The sequence below is a fragment of the Pseudomonas sp. KB_12 genome (genome assembly GCF_052114545.1).
GTDB lineage: Bacteria > Pseudomonadota > Gammaproteobacteria > Pseudomonadales > Pseudomonadaceae > Aquipseudomonas > Aquipseudomonas brassicacearum.
Genome location: NZ_JBFREY010000009.1, coordinates 50,032 through 63,497 on the forward strand (window position 1 = coordinate 50,032; position 13,466 = coordinate 63,497).

At 60.2% G+C, this 13,466-nt stretch carries 14 protein-coding genes; 10 read left to right on the forward strand and 4 right to left on the reverse strand.

Features of this window, described 5'->3' with window-relative positions; translation table 11 throughout:
- Nucleotides 1-33 precede the first annotated feature (33 nt).
- A complete protein-coding gene (gene argA, locus AB4Z20_RS09360; protein ID WP_214510044.1) occupies nt 34-1,332 on the forward strand; it encodes an amino-acid N-acetyltransferase in 1,299 nt (432 codons plus the stop codon).
- Nucleotides 1,333-1,805: 473 nt separating this feature from the next.
- The gene (locus AB4Z20_RS09365) at nt 1,806-3,131 is read left to right on the forward strand and encodes an OprD family outer membrane porin (protein WP_339479487.1); all 1,326 of its coding nucleotides are present in this window, start codon (nt 1,806-1,808) and stop codon (nt 3,129-3,131) included.
- A gap of 96 nt (nt 3,132-3,227) precedes the next feature.
- Here the strand turns inward: AB4Z20_RS09365 and hepT are convergent, their stop codons facing one another.
- Together hepT and mntA are read right to left on the reverse strand one after the other, a co-directional pair.
- On the reverse strand, nt 3,228-3,656 hold the full coding sequence (gene hepT / locus AB4Z20_RS09370; protein WP_214510042.1) for a type VII toxin-antitoxin system HepT family RNase toxin: 429 nt from the start codon (nt 3,654-3,656) through the stop codon (nt 3,228-3,230).
- Complete coding sequence (mntA, locus tag AB4Z20_RS09375; RefSeq protein ID WP_014340760.1) at nt 3,646-4,041, reverse strand: type VII toxin-antitoxin system MntA family adenylyltransferase antitoxin; 396 nt, start codon at nt 4,039-4,041, stop codon at nt 3,646-3,648. The genes hepT and mntA overlap by 11 nt, the downstream gene beginning before the upstream one ends.
- A 337-nt stretch (nt 4,042-4,378) precedes the next feature.
- Here mntA and AB4Z20_RS09380 point away from each other — a divergent pair, with 337 nt between their 5' ends.
- The 7 genes from AB4Z20_RS09380 (at nt 4,379) to AB4Z20_RS09410 (ending at nt 9,991) form a co-directional block, all read left to right on the forward strand.
- Entirely contained in the window at nt 4,379-5,017 is a 639-nt protein-coding gene (locus AB4Z20_RS09380) for a peroxiredoxin (RefSeq protein WP_024617266.1), read from the forward strand.
- Nucleotides 5,018-5,334: 317 nt separating this feature from the next.
- Nucleotides 5,335-5,928, forward strand: a complete 594-nt coding sequence (gene ssuE, locus AB4Z20_RS09385; RefSeq protein WP_223472091.1) for an NADPH-dependent FMN reductase — start codon at nt 5,335-5,337, stop codon at nt 5,926-5,928.
- 90 nt (nt 5,929-6,018) lie between these two features.
- Complete coding sequence (locus AB4Z20_RS09390; RefSeq protein ID WP_223472092.1) at nt 6,019-6,984, forward strand: sulfonate ABC transporter substrate-binding protein; 966 nt, start codon at nt 6,019-6,021, stop codon at nt 6,982-6,984.
- Nucleotides 6,985-7,008: 24 nt separating this feature from the next.
- Complete coding sequence (gene ssuD, locus AB4Z20_RS09395; protein WP_018610594.1) at nt 7,009-8,157, forward strand: FMNH2-dependent alkanesulfonate monooxygenase; 1,149 nt, start codon at nt 7,009-7,011, stop codon at nt 8,155-8,157.
- A gap of 7 nt (nt 8,158-8,164) precedes the next feature.
- Entirely contained in the window at nt 8,165-8,947 is a 783-nt protein-coding gene (ssuC, locus tag AB4Z20_RS09400; protein WP_253470291.1) for an aliphatic sulfonate ABC transporter permease SsuC, read from the forward strand.
- Nucleotides 8,944-9,750 (forward strand): aliphatic sulfonates ABC transporter ATP-binding protein, encoded by an 807-nt coding sequence (ssuB, locus tag AB4Z20_RS09405; RefSeq protein WP_003206644.1) that lies wholly within the window; start codon nt 8,944-8,946, stop codon nt 9,748-9,750. Before ssuC ends, ssuB begins: the two co-directional genes overlap by 4 nt.
- A gap of 25 nt (nt 9,751-9,775) precedes the next feature.
- The gene (locus AB4Z20_RS09410; protein WP_003177394.1) at nt 9,776-9,991 is read left to right on the forward strand and encodes a TOBE domain-containing protein; all 216 of its coding nucleotides are present in this window, start codon (nt 9,776-9,778) and stop codon (nt 9,989-9,991) included.
- Nucleotides 9,992-10,151: 160 nt separating this feature from the next.
- Here the strand turns inward: AB4Z20_RS09410 and AB4Z20_RS09415 are convergent, their stop codons facing one another.
- Together AB4Z20_RS09415 and AB4Z20_RS09420 are read right to left on the reverse strand one after the other, a co-directional pair.
- Nucleotides 10,152-10,787 (reverse strand): TetR/AcrR family transcriptional regulator, encoded by a 636-nt coding sequence (locus AB4Z20_RS09415; protein WP_024617268.1) that lies wholly within the window; start codon nt 10,785-10,787, stop codon nt 10,152-10,154.
- Between the two features lie 241 nt (nt 10,788-11,028).
- Nucleotides 11,029-12,405 carry a glutamine synthetase family protein gene (locus AB4Z20_RS09420; protein WP_003177396.1) on the reverse strand — a complete coding sequence of 459 codons (1,377 nt, stop codon included), beginning with the start codon at nt 12,403-12,405 and terminating at the stop codon, nt 11,029-11,031.
- Nucleotides 12,406-12,683: 278 nt separating this feature from the next.
- On the opposite strand from AB4Z20_RS09420, the gene AB4Z20_RS09425 reads away from it, so the two are divergent.
- Nucleotides 12,684-13,460, forward strand: a complete 777-nt coding sequence (locus tag AB4Z20_RS09425) for a gamma-glutamyl-gamma-aminobutyrate hydrolase family protein (RefSeq protein ID WP_442089785.1) — start codon at nt 12,684-12,686, stop codon at nt 13,458-13,460.
- Nucleotides 13,461-13,466 lie beyond the last annotated feature (6 nt).

Consider the following 13,466-nt stretch of genomic DNA (forward strand, 5'->3'; position numbering starts at 1 on the left):
GTTTTGGCTGTTATTTATTACAGGTCCAGGTTCATGCCCGAATACGTCAATTGGCTTCGTCACGCTTCGCCCTACATCAACGCCCACCGCGATTGCACCTTCATCGTCATGCTGCCCGGCGACGGGGTGGAACACCCTAATTTCGGCAACATCGTCCATGACCTGGTGCTGCTGCACAGCCTCGGCGTGCGCCTGGTGCTGGTCCATGGTTCGCGCCCGCAGATCGAGACCCGCCTCGCTGCACGGGGCCTCACGCCTCATTACCACCACGGCATGCGCATCACCGATGCCGCGACCCTGGAGTGCGTGATCGACGCGGTCGGCCAGTTGCGCATCGCCATCGAGGCCCGCCTGTCCATGGACATGGCGTCCTCGCCCATGCAGGGCTCGCGGCTGCGGGTCGCTAGCGGCAACCTGGTCACCGCGCGTCCCATCGGCGTGCTCGAAGGCGTGGATTATCACCACACCGGTGAAGTGCGCCGGGTCGATCGCAAGGGCATCAATCGCTTGCTGGACGAGCGCTCCATCGTGCTGCTGTCGCCGTTGGGTTATTCGCCCACCGGAGAGATCTTCAACCTCGCCTGTGAAGACGTTGCCACCCGGGCAGCCATCGACCTGGCAGCCGACAAGCTGCTGCTGTTCGGTGCCGAACAGGGGCTTATCGGTGAGGACGGGCGGCTGGTTCGCGAATTGCGCCCGCAACAGGTTCCGGGCCATATGCAACGCCTGGGCAGCGACTATCAGGCCGAATTGCTGGATGCGGCAGCCCAGGCCTGTCGGGGCGGCGTCGCGCGCAGCCATATCGTCAGCTATGCCGAGAACGGTGCGCTGCTGGCCGAACTGTTCACCCGCGATGGCAGCGGGACGCTGGTGGCCCAGGAGCAATTCGAGGTGGTACGCGAAGCGGCCATTGAGGATGTTGGCGGCCTGCTGGACCTGATCAGCCCGCTGGAAGAGCAGGGGATCCTGGTGCGTCGCTCCCGCGAAGTGCTGGAGCGCGAGATTGAGCAGTTCAGCGTGGTCGAGCGCGAAGGCATGATCATCGCTTGCGCGGCGTTGTACCAGATTGCCGATTCGGACGCCGGGGAGCTGGCCTGCCTGGCCGTGAACCCGGAGTACCGCCATGGTGGCCGGGGCGATGAGCTGCTGGAGCGGATCGAAACCCGGGCCCGCGCCCAGGGGCTCAAGACGCTGTTCGTGCTGACGACCCGGACCGCCCACTGGTTCCGTGAACGTGGCTTTGAACCCAGCAGTGTCGAGCGCCTGCCGGCGGCGCGGGCTTCGCTCTACAACTACCAGCGCAACTCGAAAATCTTCGAAAAATCCTTGTAAGCGGCCGTCGGAAAATTCGCGCTGTCGCGATCTTCTTGATTTCAGACAATGAGCAGCTAGTCTGGAACACGTCAAGATCGCGGCATGCGCGCGCAGTCTTGAACAGGAATCGAAGGCGCAGGAGGCGCGCAAACAGATCTCGCCGCCAAGAATTCGCGGGCCTCGTAAATCCCCGACGAATCAGCATTCAGTAATTCCCTGCGTCGCCGATAAGTCATGTCACGGCCTGATGGTGCCGTGATGGCACTCATATGTCGAAATGAGCTGAAAACTGTTGAAACAATTCTTTTTGGAATTATAAACAATCCATTATTCTGCGATCCGGTGTAGAGGGGTTAGACCATAGTCGTAGTCATAAATGGTTACGATTGACTTGTCAGTCACGGTCTGGCGCTAATCGCGCATCCGCGGAATCCGGGCGTTCGATCCGGAACCAAAGACACACAAGAATTAGAAAACGAGAGGAGCGAAGCATGAACAAGTCCACCTTGGCCCTGGCTGTGGCCGTTGGGGTTTTGGCGCAGCAGGCAGGCGCCGCTGGTTTTATCGAGGACAGCAAGGCGTCTGTCAGTTCTCGTACCCTGTACTTTGATAACGATAACCGCGAAGGCGGCAATGACCAGCGTGAGACGGCTACTGGCCTGAAATTCGACTACAAGTCCGGCTTCACTCAAGGTGTTGTTGGTTTCGGTATCGATGCCCAAGCACTGGTCGGTATCCACCTCGATGGCGGCAGAGGCCATCACCCGGATACCAACTCCTTCGTTCCAAGCGATTCCGATGGCTCCGCCGTACACGACTGGAGCCGTCTGTCCGGCAACGTGAAGGCGCTGTTCTCCAAGACCGAGGCCCACCTGGGTGGCGCCCTGGCGCCTAACCTGCCGATCCTGGTCGCCAGCGACGGTCGTCTGCTGCCGCAAACCTTTGAAGGTGGCACCATCACCTCCAAGGAAATCGACAATGTGACGTTCAACGCCGGTCAGCTGGAACACGTTGTGGGTCGTGCCGGCACCAACAGCACTGGCATGTCGGTAAACGGCGGTACTGAAGACAGCAACCAGTTCCGTTACGGCGGTGCCGACTGGAAGGTCACCAAGGACCTGACGCTGCAGTACTACTACGCCAACCTGCAGGATTACTACAAGCAGCACTTCCTGGGCGCAGTACACGTTTTCCCGATCAGCGAAGGCCAGTCGTTCAAGACTGACCTGCGTTACTTCGACAGCAGCTCGGATGGCCGCAACGGTGATGCGGGCTATCGCTTCAACAACAACGGTGGCTACGCCAAGAACCCGGGCGAGGTCGATAACAAGACCTGGAGCGCCATGTTCACTTACACCTTGGGTGGCAGCGCGTTCCTGTTGGGTCACCAACAAGTCGGTGATGACGGTGGCTTCGTCTACCTGAACCAGGGCAGCCTGCTCAATGACGCCGGTCGTAACGAAGGCGCGGGTGGTTCCAGCTTCTACCTGTTCACCGACAGCATGATCAACGCGTTTGTCCGTGCTGGTGAAAACACCACCTTCGGTCAATACTCCTACGACTTCACGGCCCTGGGTGCTCCAGGCCTGAAGGCTTCGATTGCCTACCTGCACGGTGATGACATCAAGTCGGCTACCGGCGGCAGCGACACTTCCGAGTGGGAACGTGACATGCGCCTGGACTACGTCGTCCAGCAAGGCCCTCTGAAAGGCTTCGGCACCACCCTGCGTCACGGTACCTACCGTGGCAGCAGCACCGGTATTGCCGACCAGGATCAGACCCGCCTGATCTTCAACTACACTTACAACTTCATGTAAGACGTAGCGAAGTAAAAAAAGCCCCGCCCGGCAGCACGCCGGGCGGGGCTTTTGCGTTTTTGGGGACGCGAGAGGGTTCTCTTAGCGTTCCCGCCGCTATGGTGCGGACTCCGCCGCGTCCTTACGCAGGATGAATGTGCTGAATGCAAGAAAGTCATCCAGATGTCCGGTAATGATCGCGACCATGATCGGCAACTGCAGGGCTTGGTAGTCATGCACGGCGATATTCCTGAAGCCCACCATGTTCTTCAGGTTCTTCACCAGGCCTTCTTCCACCCAGCCCCCTTGAAAAAGCAACTCGAATGTATCGCGGGCACTTTGCGGGACCCCCAATCGCTCACGTCGAATCAAATGCTGTCCCATATCCAGTGCCGCTTCGCACGCACGCTGGATGTTCAGGACGGCCGAATCCTGGCGAGTGAAATCGGTGGCAAACGTAGCGGGATCTTTCTCGTATTCCTCTCGCACCCTGGCGACGCAACGCTCGATACTCGCTGCTTTATTGATCAGTACGTCATCGGCCATACACGCTGCCTTCTTCCTGAATATCCTTGAGCAATCCCGCCCGAGCCTCATCGAGAGCGGTTTTTTCGCTGAGAATAAAACACTCGAACAACCCCGCCTGTACGTCTCTGGCCCAGAGCCTCTGACCTCGGGTAAGGATCTGGTACTGCATCACGGTCGTTGCCTCGCGTAGATCGATCAGATCCACCGGACTGCCCGCGATATCCGCCAAATCCCCTGAAAGCTGCCATAACGACACAGGATCGACCTCGCCGGACAAGAGCACAGCCAAATCGACATCACTGTCAGGCCCGGCGGTGCCCTGTGCATGGCTGCCGAACAGGTAAACCGCCAGCAGTCCAGGGAGATGGTTTTGCAGATGGGCCAACAAGGCTTGAGTGTTCATGCTGCCTATCCTAGCCGCTCGTCCTGAAATCGCGTCAATAATTTCCGCAGTGTGGGTACAAAACAAAAAAAAGCCCCGCCCGGCAACACGCCGGGCGGGGCTTTTGCGTTTCGGGTCTGGCCCACCCCTGTAGCCTTCCCCGAACCTTCTCCTCTTTTCAGCAACTCGAGGCCTTCTCGAAACCTCGGAAATGATCTTGGGCCGCTATGTGTTGTGGCGCCAGTGAACAGTTTTTTATATTCCCTATCGATCTAGATAAATGGATATTTATTCTTTTTAAAGCAATCGAAAGCGGTGCAAAGTTGGGCTCACAACAACCTCATCCAGGAGCCGCACCATGAGCCTCAGACTCGGCGACATCGCCCCCGACTTCGAACAGGATTCCAGCGCCGGCAAGATTCGCTTCCACGAATGGCTCGGCGACAGCTGGGGCGTGCTGTTTTCCCACCCGGCGGATTTCACCCCGGTGTGCACCACCGAGTTGGGCCTGACCGCCAAGCTCAAGGACGAATTCGCCCAGCGCGGGGTCAAGGCCATTGCCCTCTCGGTTGACCCGGTGGACTCGCACCACAAATGGATCGAGGACATCAACGAGACCCAGAACGCCGTGGTCAATTTTCCGATCCTGGCCGATGCCGACCGCAAGGTGTCGGACCTGTACGACCTGATCCATCCCAACGCCAGCGACACTTTGACTGTGCGTTCCTTGTTCGTGATCGACCCGAACAAGAAGATCCGCCTGACCATTACCTACCCGGCCAGTACCGGGCGCAATTTCAATGAGATCCTGCGGGTGATCGACTCGCTCCAATTGACCGACAACTACAAAGTCGCCACCCCGGCCAACTGGCAGGACGGCGATGAAGTGGTGATCGTGCCGTCGCTCAAGGATGAAGAGGAACTCAAGCAGCGTTTTCCCAAGGGTTACCGCGCCGTGAAGCCTTACCTGCGCCTGACCCCGCAGCCCAACCGCTGACGCAACCCCTGAACCTGACTCTGAAGCTGTGGGAGCGAGCTTGCTCGCGATGGCGTCGGATCTGCCAACGTCGATGTCGACTGATACACCGCTATCGCGAGCAAGCTCGCTCCCACAGGGGATTTCTGTGCACCAAGGGTTTTGGCCGTTTCGACGGCCTTTTTTTATTGCTTGAAGAGAGTGGGTTTCATATCTCCAAATTGCATAACCAAATGAATAAATATGATTTAAAGATATATTAATCCCCTGTTATGGTTTGACCCATACAGCGAGATCGCCCACCGCGAATCGCACGTGACAGTTAAGGAATGGCAGGCATGTTGGTCGTCTCACTCGGTGGCAGTCCCAGCCAACGCTCCCGCTCCGGGGTGCTGCTGGAGCGGTCGCAACGCTGGTTGCAGCAGCAAGGTGTGGAAGTGGTGAGCTATCAGGTACGCGACTTTCCGGCCGAAGATCTGCTCCATGCCCGTTTCGACAGCCCGAAGGTGATCGACCTGCTCCAGCAGATCGAAAATGCCGACGGCCTGTTGATTGCCACGCCGGTGTACAAGGCGTCTTTTTCCGGTGCGCTGAAGACCGTGCTGGACCTGCTGCCTGAACGGGCCCTGGCTCATAAAGTGGTGTTGCCGATGGCAACCGGCGGCAGCATCGCCCACATGCTGGCAGTGGACTACGCCCTCAAGCCGGTGTTGTCTGCGCTCAAGGCCCAGGAAATGCTCCATGGGATCTTTGCTGAAGATAGCCAGATCGCTTATGGCGAAGGCAGCGCCCAGGCGCAATTGGTACCGGCCCTGCAACAGCGCCTGGACGAGGCGCTGGAACAGTTTTTCAGCGCCATGGCCCGTCGGCCCAGGCCGTTGGACCCAAATGTATTGAACGAACGTTTGTTGAGTGCTCGCTGGAGCATTTGACCCCCGAACACCCTGATTCAACTCACCTTACTCAGCCGCCAACGGCCAAGCAGGTGCAGCCAAAACCCCACAGCAAAAAGGAGAGGCGCCATGCGCACTGTCATTTTGCGTCGCGGGCTGGTCGCTCTGTTTGCTGCGGCTGTGTCCCTCGGCGTCATTACTCAAGCTCAAGCCGAGACCTTGCGGATCGGTTACCAGAAATACGGCACCCTGGTGCTGCTCAAAGCCAAGGGAACATTGGAAAAACGTCTCGCCGCCCAAGGCGTGGACGTGCAATGGACCGAGTTCCCCGGTGGCCCGCAGCTGCTTGAGGGCTTGAACGTCGGTTCCATCGACTTTGGCGTGACCGGTGAAACCCCGCCGGTGTTTGCCCAGGCCGCAGGCGCCGATCTGCTCTACGTCGCTTACGAGCCACCGGCGCCCACCAGCGAGGCGATCCTGGTGCCCAAAGGCTCGGCCATCCAATCGGTGCAAGACCTCAAGGGCAAGAAAGTCGCGCTGAACAAAGGCTCCAACGTTCACTACCTGCTTGTACGAGCGCTGGAAGATGCCGGCCTGAAGTATTCCGACATCCAGACCGTTTTCCTGCCACCGGCCGACGCCCGCGCCGCGTTCGAGCGTGGCAGCGTCGACGCCTGGGTGATCTGGGATCCTTACCAGGCTGCCGCCGAACAGCAGTTGCAGGCACGCACCCTGCGTGACGGCAAAGGCATCGTCGATAACCACCAGTTCTACCTGGCCACCAAACCCTATGCGCAAAAAAATCCCCAGGTCATCACGACGCTGGTGGAAGAGGTGCGCGCAGTGGGGGAGTGGTCCAGGGCCAATCCTGACGACGTGACCAAGCAGGTATCGCCGCTGCTCGGCCTGCCGGCGGACATCACCCTGACGTCGGTGAAACGCCAAGGCTATGGGGCGTTGTTCCTCACGCCGGAGGTGGTGGCGGCGCAGCAGAAAATCGCCGACAGCTTCTATCAGCTCAAATTGATTCCCAAACCCTTGAGCATCAAGGACGTGATCTGGACGCCGCCGGCGGCCGTTGCGAAAGCGCAGTAATTCGATTCCTTAGGAGACCACTCCATGAGCCTCAATATTTTCTGGTTCCTGCCTACCCACGGCGACGGCCATTACCTTGGCACTGCCGAAGGCGCCCGCGCCGTCGATCACGGTTACCTGCAACAAGTCGCCCAGGCGGCGGATCGACTGGGTTTCGGCGGTGTGCTGATCCCCACCGGGCGTTCCTGCGAGGACTCCTGGCTGGTGGCCGCTTCGTTGATTCCGGTGACCCAGCGCCTGAAATTCCTCGTTGCCCTGCGTCCCGGGATCATTTCCCCGACGGTGGCCGCGCGTCAGGCTGCGACCCTGGACCGGCTGTCCGGCGGACGTGCGTTGTTCAACCTGGTGACCGGCGGCGACCCGGATGAGCTGGCCGGCGACGGCCTGTTCCTCGACCACGAGCAACGCTACCAGGCGTCGGTGGAGTTCACCCGCATCTGGCGCCGGGTGCTGGAAGGCGAAACCGTGGATTACGACGGTGAGCACATCAGTGTGAAGGGCGCCAAGCTGCTCTATCCACCGATCCAGCAACCGCGTCCGCCGCTGTATTTCGGTGGCTCGTCGGAAGCCGCCCAGGATTTGGCCGCCGAGCAGGTGGAAATGGTGCTGACCTGGGGCGAGCCGCCAGCAGCCGTCGCGCAAAAGATCGAACAAGTACGGGCCAAGGCTGCGAAATTGGGGCGTACGGTACGCTTCGGCATCCGCCTGCATGTGATCGTGCGTGAAACCAACGCCGAAGCCTGGCAAGCAGCCGACCGGCTGATCTCCCACCTGGACGACGACACCATCGCCCGTGCCCAGGCTTCCCTGGCGCGCTTCGACTCAGTGGGCCAGCAACGCATGGCCGCGCTGCACGGTGGCCGTCGCGACAAGCTGGAAGTCAGCCCCAACCTCTGGGCCGGCGTCGGCCTGGTGCGCGGCGGTGCCGGTACGGCGCTGGTGGGCGATGGCCCGACCGTGGCGGCGCGGGTCAAGGAATACGCTGACCTCGGCATCGACACCTTTATCTTCTCCGGTTATCCACACCTGGAAGAGTCCTATCGCGTAGCGGAACTGTTGTTCCCACACCTGGACGTCGAGCGTCCGGAATTACCGAAAAGCCAGGGCTATGTGAGCCCGTTCGGTGAAATGGTCGCCAACGATATTCTTCCCAAAGCTGCGTCCCAGAGCTGAGGCGGCCATGAAGAAAATCATCCACACCCTCGCGCCCTGGGCGGTGCCACTGCTGTTGCTGGCGGTATGGCAACTGTCGGTATCGGCCGGTTGGTTATCCACGCGGATCCTGCCGGCACCTGTGGCCGTGATCGAGGCCGGGATCAGCCTGGTGCGCAGCGGCGAGATCTGGACGCACCTGGCGATCAGCGGGTGGCGCGCAGCAGTCGGATTCCTGATCGGCGGCGGCATCGGCCTGGCCCTGGGCTTCATCACCGGTTTGTCGAAATGGGGCGAACGCCTGCTGGACAGTTCGGTGCAGATGGTGCGGAACGTGCCGCACCTGGCGCTGATTCCGCTGGTGATCCTGTGGTTTGGCATCGATGAGTCGGCGAAGATTTTCCTGGTGGCGCTGGGTACGTTGTTCCCGATCTACCTCAACACCTACCACGGCATTCGCAACGTCGACCCGGCGCTGGTGGAAATGTCCCGCAGCTACGGTTTGTCCGGCTTCAGCCTGTTTCGCCAGGTGATTTTGCCGGGCGCCTTGCCTTCGATCCTGGTGGGTGTGCGCTTTGCCCTGGGTTTCATGTGGCTGACGCTGATCGTGGCGGAAACCATCTCGGCCAGCTCCGGCATCGGTTATCTGGCGATGAATGCCCGGGAGTTCCTGCAGACCGATGTGGTGGTGCTGGCGATTCTTCTGTATGCCGTGCTGGGCAAATTGGCCGACCTTGCCGCCCGTGGGCTTGAGCGGGTCTGGCTGCGTTGGCACCCGGCCTACCAAGTGAACAAGGGAGGTGCCGCATGACCGCCCAACAACCTCCGCGCCTGCTGCGTGGCATCCCGCTGGCGGTGCGCAAGCTGCAAAAAACCTTCGGCACACGCCAGGTGTTGCGCGACATCGACCTGCATATCCCGGCCGGGCAGTTCGTGGCCGTGGTCGGTCGCAGTGGCTGTGGCAAAAGTACCTTGCTGCGGTTGCTGGCCGGTCTCGATCAGCCTACCGATGGTCAACTGTTGGCGGGCTCGGCGCCGCTGAGTGCTGCGCAACAGGACACGCGGTTGATGTTCCAGGAAGCGCGTTTGCTGCCTTGGAAAAAAGTCATCGACAACGTCGGCCTTGGATTAAAAGGCAACTGGCGCCCGCAGGCGCTGCAAGCACTGGAAGCCGTCGGCTTGGCCGACCGCGCCCATGAGTGGCCGGCGGCGTTGTCCGGCGGGCAGAAACAACGAGTGGCCCTGGCCCGCGCGCTGATTCATCAGCCACGCCTGTTGCTGCTCGACGAACCCTTGGGGGCGCTGGACGCACTGACCCGCATCGAGATGCAGCAACTGATCGAAAACCTCTGGCAGCAGCACGGTTTCACGGTGTTGCTGGTGACCCACGACGTCAGCGAGGCGGTAGCGATTGCCGATCGGGTGATCCTGATCGAGGACGGCCAGATCGGCCTCGACCTGCCCATCGACCTGCCACGCCCACGGGTTCGCGGTTCTCATCGCCTGGCGAGCCTGGAAACCGAAGTTCTCAACCGTGTGCTGTCCTTGCCCGGCCAACCGCCGGAACCCGAACCCGTTTCACCCTTGCCCACGCAATTGCGTTGGGCGCAATAACTTCATCCAGACAGGAATCGACACCATGACTATCAAAGCCATCAACGTACGCAACCAGTTCAAAGGCACCATCAAGGAAATCGTCGAAGGCGACGTGCTGTCGGAAATCGACGTGCAGACCGCTTCGGGCATTGTCACGTCGGTCATCACTACCCGCTCGGTCAAGGAGTTGGAACTGGCGATCGGCAGCGAAGTGATTGCCTTCGTCAAATCCACCGAGGTGTCTATCGCCAAGTTGTGAGCGATGCTTGACCCACAGCCCCGGACGGCGTGAGCCCTTCGGGGCTTATCGTTCCCACGCTCTGCGTGGGAATGCCTCTACGGACGCTCCGCGTTCGGCTCTTGGGCGCGCGGAGCGTCCCTGGCTGCCTTCCCACGCGGACGTGGGTACGATCAATGGGTCAGAGGGCTTCACGCTTGGGCAGATACGGCGGCAGGTACAGCCCCAGGTACGCATCGAACACCCGCATGCCTTCTTCGGCCATGCGCGGGGTGATCTGGCCGTGTTGTTGTACCGAGCGGGCGTAGACGCGGTCGCCCAGTTCCATGGCCAGGGCGAATACGTCGACGTCTTTGGGCAAGCTCGGCAGCTCGAAATGGTGGTTGAACACCTTATGCATCAGGTCGCCCAGCTCGAGGTCGTGCTGGCGGTCGGCCTGGATGACTTCGGTCAGGCCGTGCTGGGCCAGGATCAGTTGGCGAGCGGCGGCGTCCTGGCTGTAGATGGTGAGCATGCGCTGTTCCACCAGCCGTGACAGGTCGTGCCAGTGGTTCAACGCCGCATGATCGATCGGTGCTTGCAGGCCGGCGCGAAAGGCGGCGTGGATGTCGGCGGTCAGGGCTTCGAGCAGGGCCGGGACGCTGGCGAAGAAGTGGTACACGGAAGAGGGCGGGATCCCGGCGCGCTCGGCGACGCTGTAGATCGACAGGCTGGCCACGCCTTCGGCGGCAAGCAGCGTACGGGCGGCATCAAGAATGGTGTCGATCCGGGCCTGGCTGCGTGCGCGGGGTTTGCGGGGGGTGGCGATGCGCGTCATGGACGTCTCCTGCGGGGCTGCCGGGCATTGTACGAGTCGGGTCCTGTGTTGTCTTCCCGGTCGCCATCGCGAGCAAGCTCGCTCCCACATTGGGTGTGTGCTGACCCTCAAATCAGTGCACCGAAAATCCCCTGTGGGAGCGAGCTTGCTCGCGATCCGCCGAAGGCGGCCATTCACCCAAATACATAAAAAAACGCCGCAGGCCATAAGGCCTGCGGCGTTTCTTGTTTACCGCAGCCGCTTACACGGTATGCAGGTACCAGTTGTACTCGAGGTCGGAGATGGAGTGTTCGAACTCCTCCAGCTCGCTTTCCTTGCAGGCCACGAAGATATCGATGTATTTCGGGTCGATGTACTTGGCCATGACTTCGCTGTCGTCCAGCTCGCGCAGGGCATCGCGCAGGTTGTTCGGCAGGCTTTGCTCGTTCTGTTCGTAGCTGTTGCCTTCCACCGGCGCACCGGGCTCGATCTTGTTGGTCAGGCCATGGTGTACGCCCGCCAGCACGGCGGCCATCAGCAGATAGGGGTTGGCATCGGCGCCGGCGACGCGGTGTTCCAGGCGCACGGCATCGGCCGAACCGGTAGGGACGCGCAAAGCCACGGTGCGGTTGTCCAGGCCCCAGGTCGGCGAGTTTGGCACGTAGAACTGCGCGCCGAAACGACGGTAGGAGTTGACGTTCGGGCAGAGGAAAGCCATCTGCGCGGGCAGGGTCTCGAGCACACCGCCGATCGCGTGACGCAGTGCGGCGTTCTGCTCGGGATCCTCGCTGGCAAAGATATTCTTGCCATCTTTATCAAGAATCGAGATGTGGACGTGCAGACCATTACCCGCCTGGCCCGGATACGGCTTGGCCATGAAGGTGGTGTCCATTTCATGGTCGTAGGCGATGTTCTTGATCAGACGCTTGAGCAGGACCGCATAGTCGCAGGCCTTGATCGGGTCGGCCACGTGGTGCAGGTTCACTTCGAACTGCGCCGGGGCACTTTCCTTGACGATGGCGTCGGCGGGAATGCCTTGCTCCTTGGCCCCTTCCAGAATGTCCTGGAGGCAATCGACGTATTCGTCGAGGTCATCGATCAGGTAGACCTGGGTCGAGTGCGGGCGTTTGCCGGAGATCGGCGAGCGAGGCGGTTGTGGGCGTCCATTCACGTTCTCCTGGTCGATCAGGTAGAACTCCAGCTCGAATGCGGCGCAGATGGTCAGGCCCAGTTCATCGAACTTGGTCACGACTTGGCGCAGGACTTCACGCGGGTCGGCGAAGAAAGGCTCGCCTTCGAGTTCGTGCATGGTCATCAACAGTTGCGCAGTAGGGCGCTTCTGCCAAGGCTCGTTGCACAGGGTGTCAGGGATTGGATAGCAGATCCGGTCGGCATCGCCGATGTCCAGACCCAGGCCGGTGCTTTCCACCGTAGAGCCATTGATATCCAGGGCAAATAAAGAGGCCGGCAGGTTGATGCCTTTCTCGTAAACCTTGTGGAGGCTGGTGCGTTCTATGCGCTTGCCGCGCACCACACCATTCATATCCGCAATCAGAAGGTCAACGTACAGAACCTCAGGATGTTCCTTAAGGAACGCGTTCGCTTCGTTAAGCTGAACGGCACGCGGGGGTACCGACATGATGCAACACCTTTGTTGTTAAAAATATCAATCATTGATCTCTTCGAAAGCCAGTCAACCCGAACGGCATGCCGAAGTCAAGCAGGGCCTTTTTTGCCCTAAAAAAGCACCTTCAAGGCTTTTTTGAGGCAATTTAGGGCGTTTTTTTCCCTTTAAGGGTCTTGGCGCCCGCGGGCTTGAGCGGGCCGTGTTGTATTTTTTACGGGGGTGTTGTGTAAAAAAATGAACAAGGCTAAGCTCGATTCAAACCCATAACAGCAATAATACCGGGGTGCTTCATGTCTGGCCTGCCGTTAATCGGCGTCACCACCTGCTCCAGGCAGATTGGTCTGCATGCTTATCACATCAGTGGCGATAAATATTCCCGGGCTGTCGCGACAGCCGCCAAGGGCCTGCCAGTGCTGCTTCCGTCCCTGGCGGATCTGTTCCCGCCGTCCGATATTCTGGACGCCCTGGACGGTATTCTCTTTACCGGCTCTCCTTCCAATGTAGAACCTTTTCATTACCAGGGCCCGGCCAGTGCGCCAGGCACTGCTCATGATCCTGCACGGGACGCCACCACCTTGCCGCTGATCCGCGCCGCTGTCGCTGCGGGCATCCCGGTGCTGGGCATTTGCCGAGGTTTCCAGGAGATGAACGTAGCCTTTGGCGGCAGCCTGCATCAGAAAGTTCACGAAGTCGGAACCTTCATCGATCATCGTGAAGACGATACTCAAGCGGTGGAGGTCCAATACGGCCCTGCCCACGCCGTGCATATCCAGCCTGGCGGCGTACTGGCAGGCCTGGGGCTGCCCCAGCTGATAGAGGTCAACTCGATCCACAGCCAAGGCATCGAGCGCCTGGCGCCTGGGTTGCGGGCCGAAGCGGTGGCCCCCGACGGCCTGATCGAGGCTATTTCGGTGCCAGAAGGCAAGGCTTTTGCTTTAGGTGTGCAATGGCACCCCGAATGGGAGGTAAGCTCTAACCCGCACTACCTTGCGATTTTCCAGGCATTTGGCGATGCCTGCCGAGCAAGGGCAGCACAACGCGACGCCGATGCGTCAAACAACGCCTGACGATTA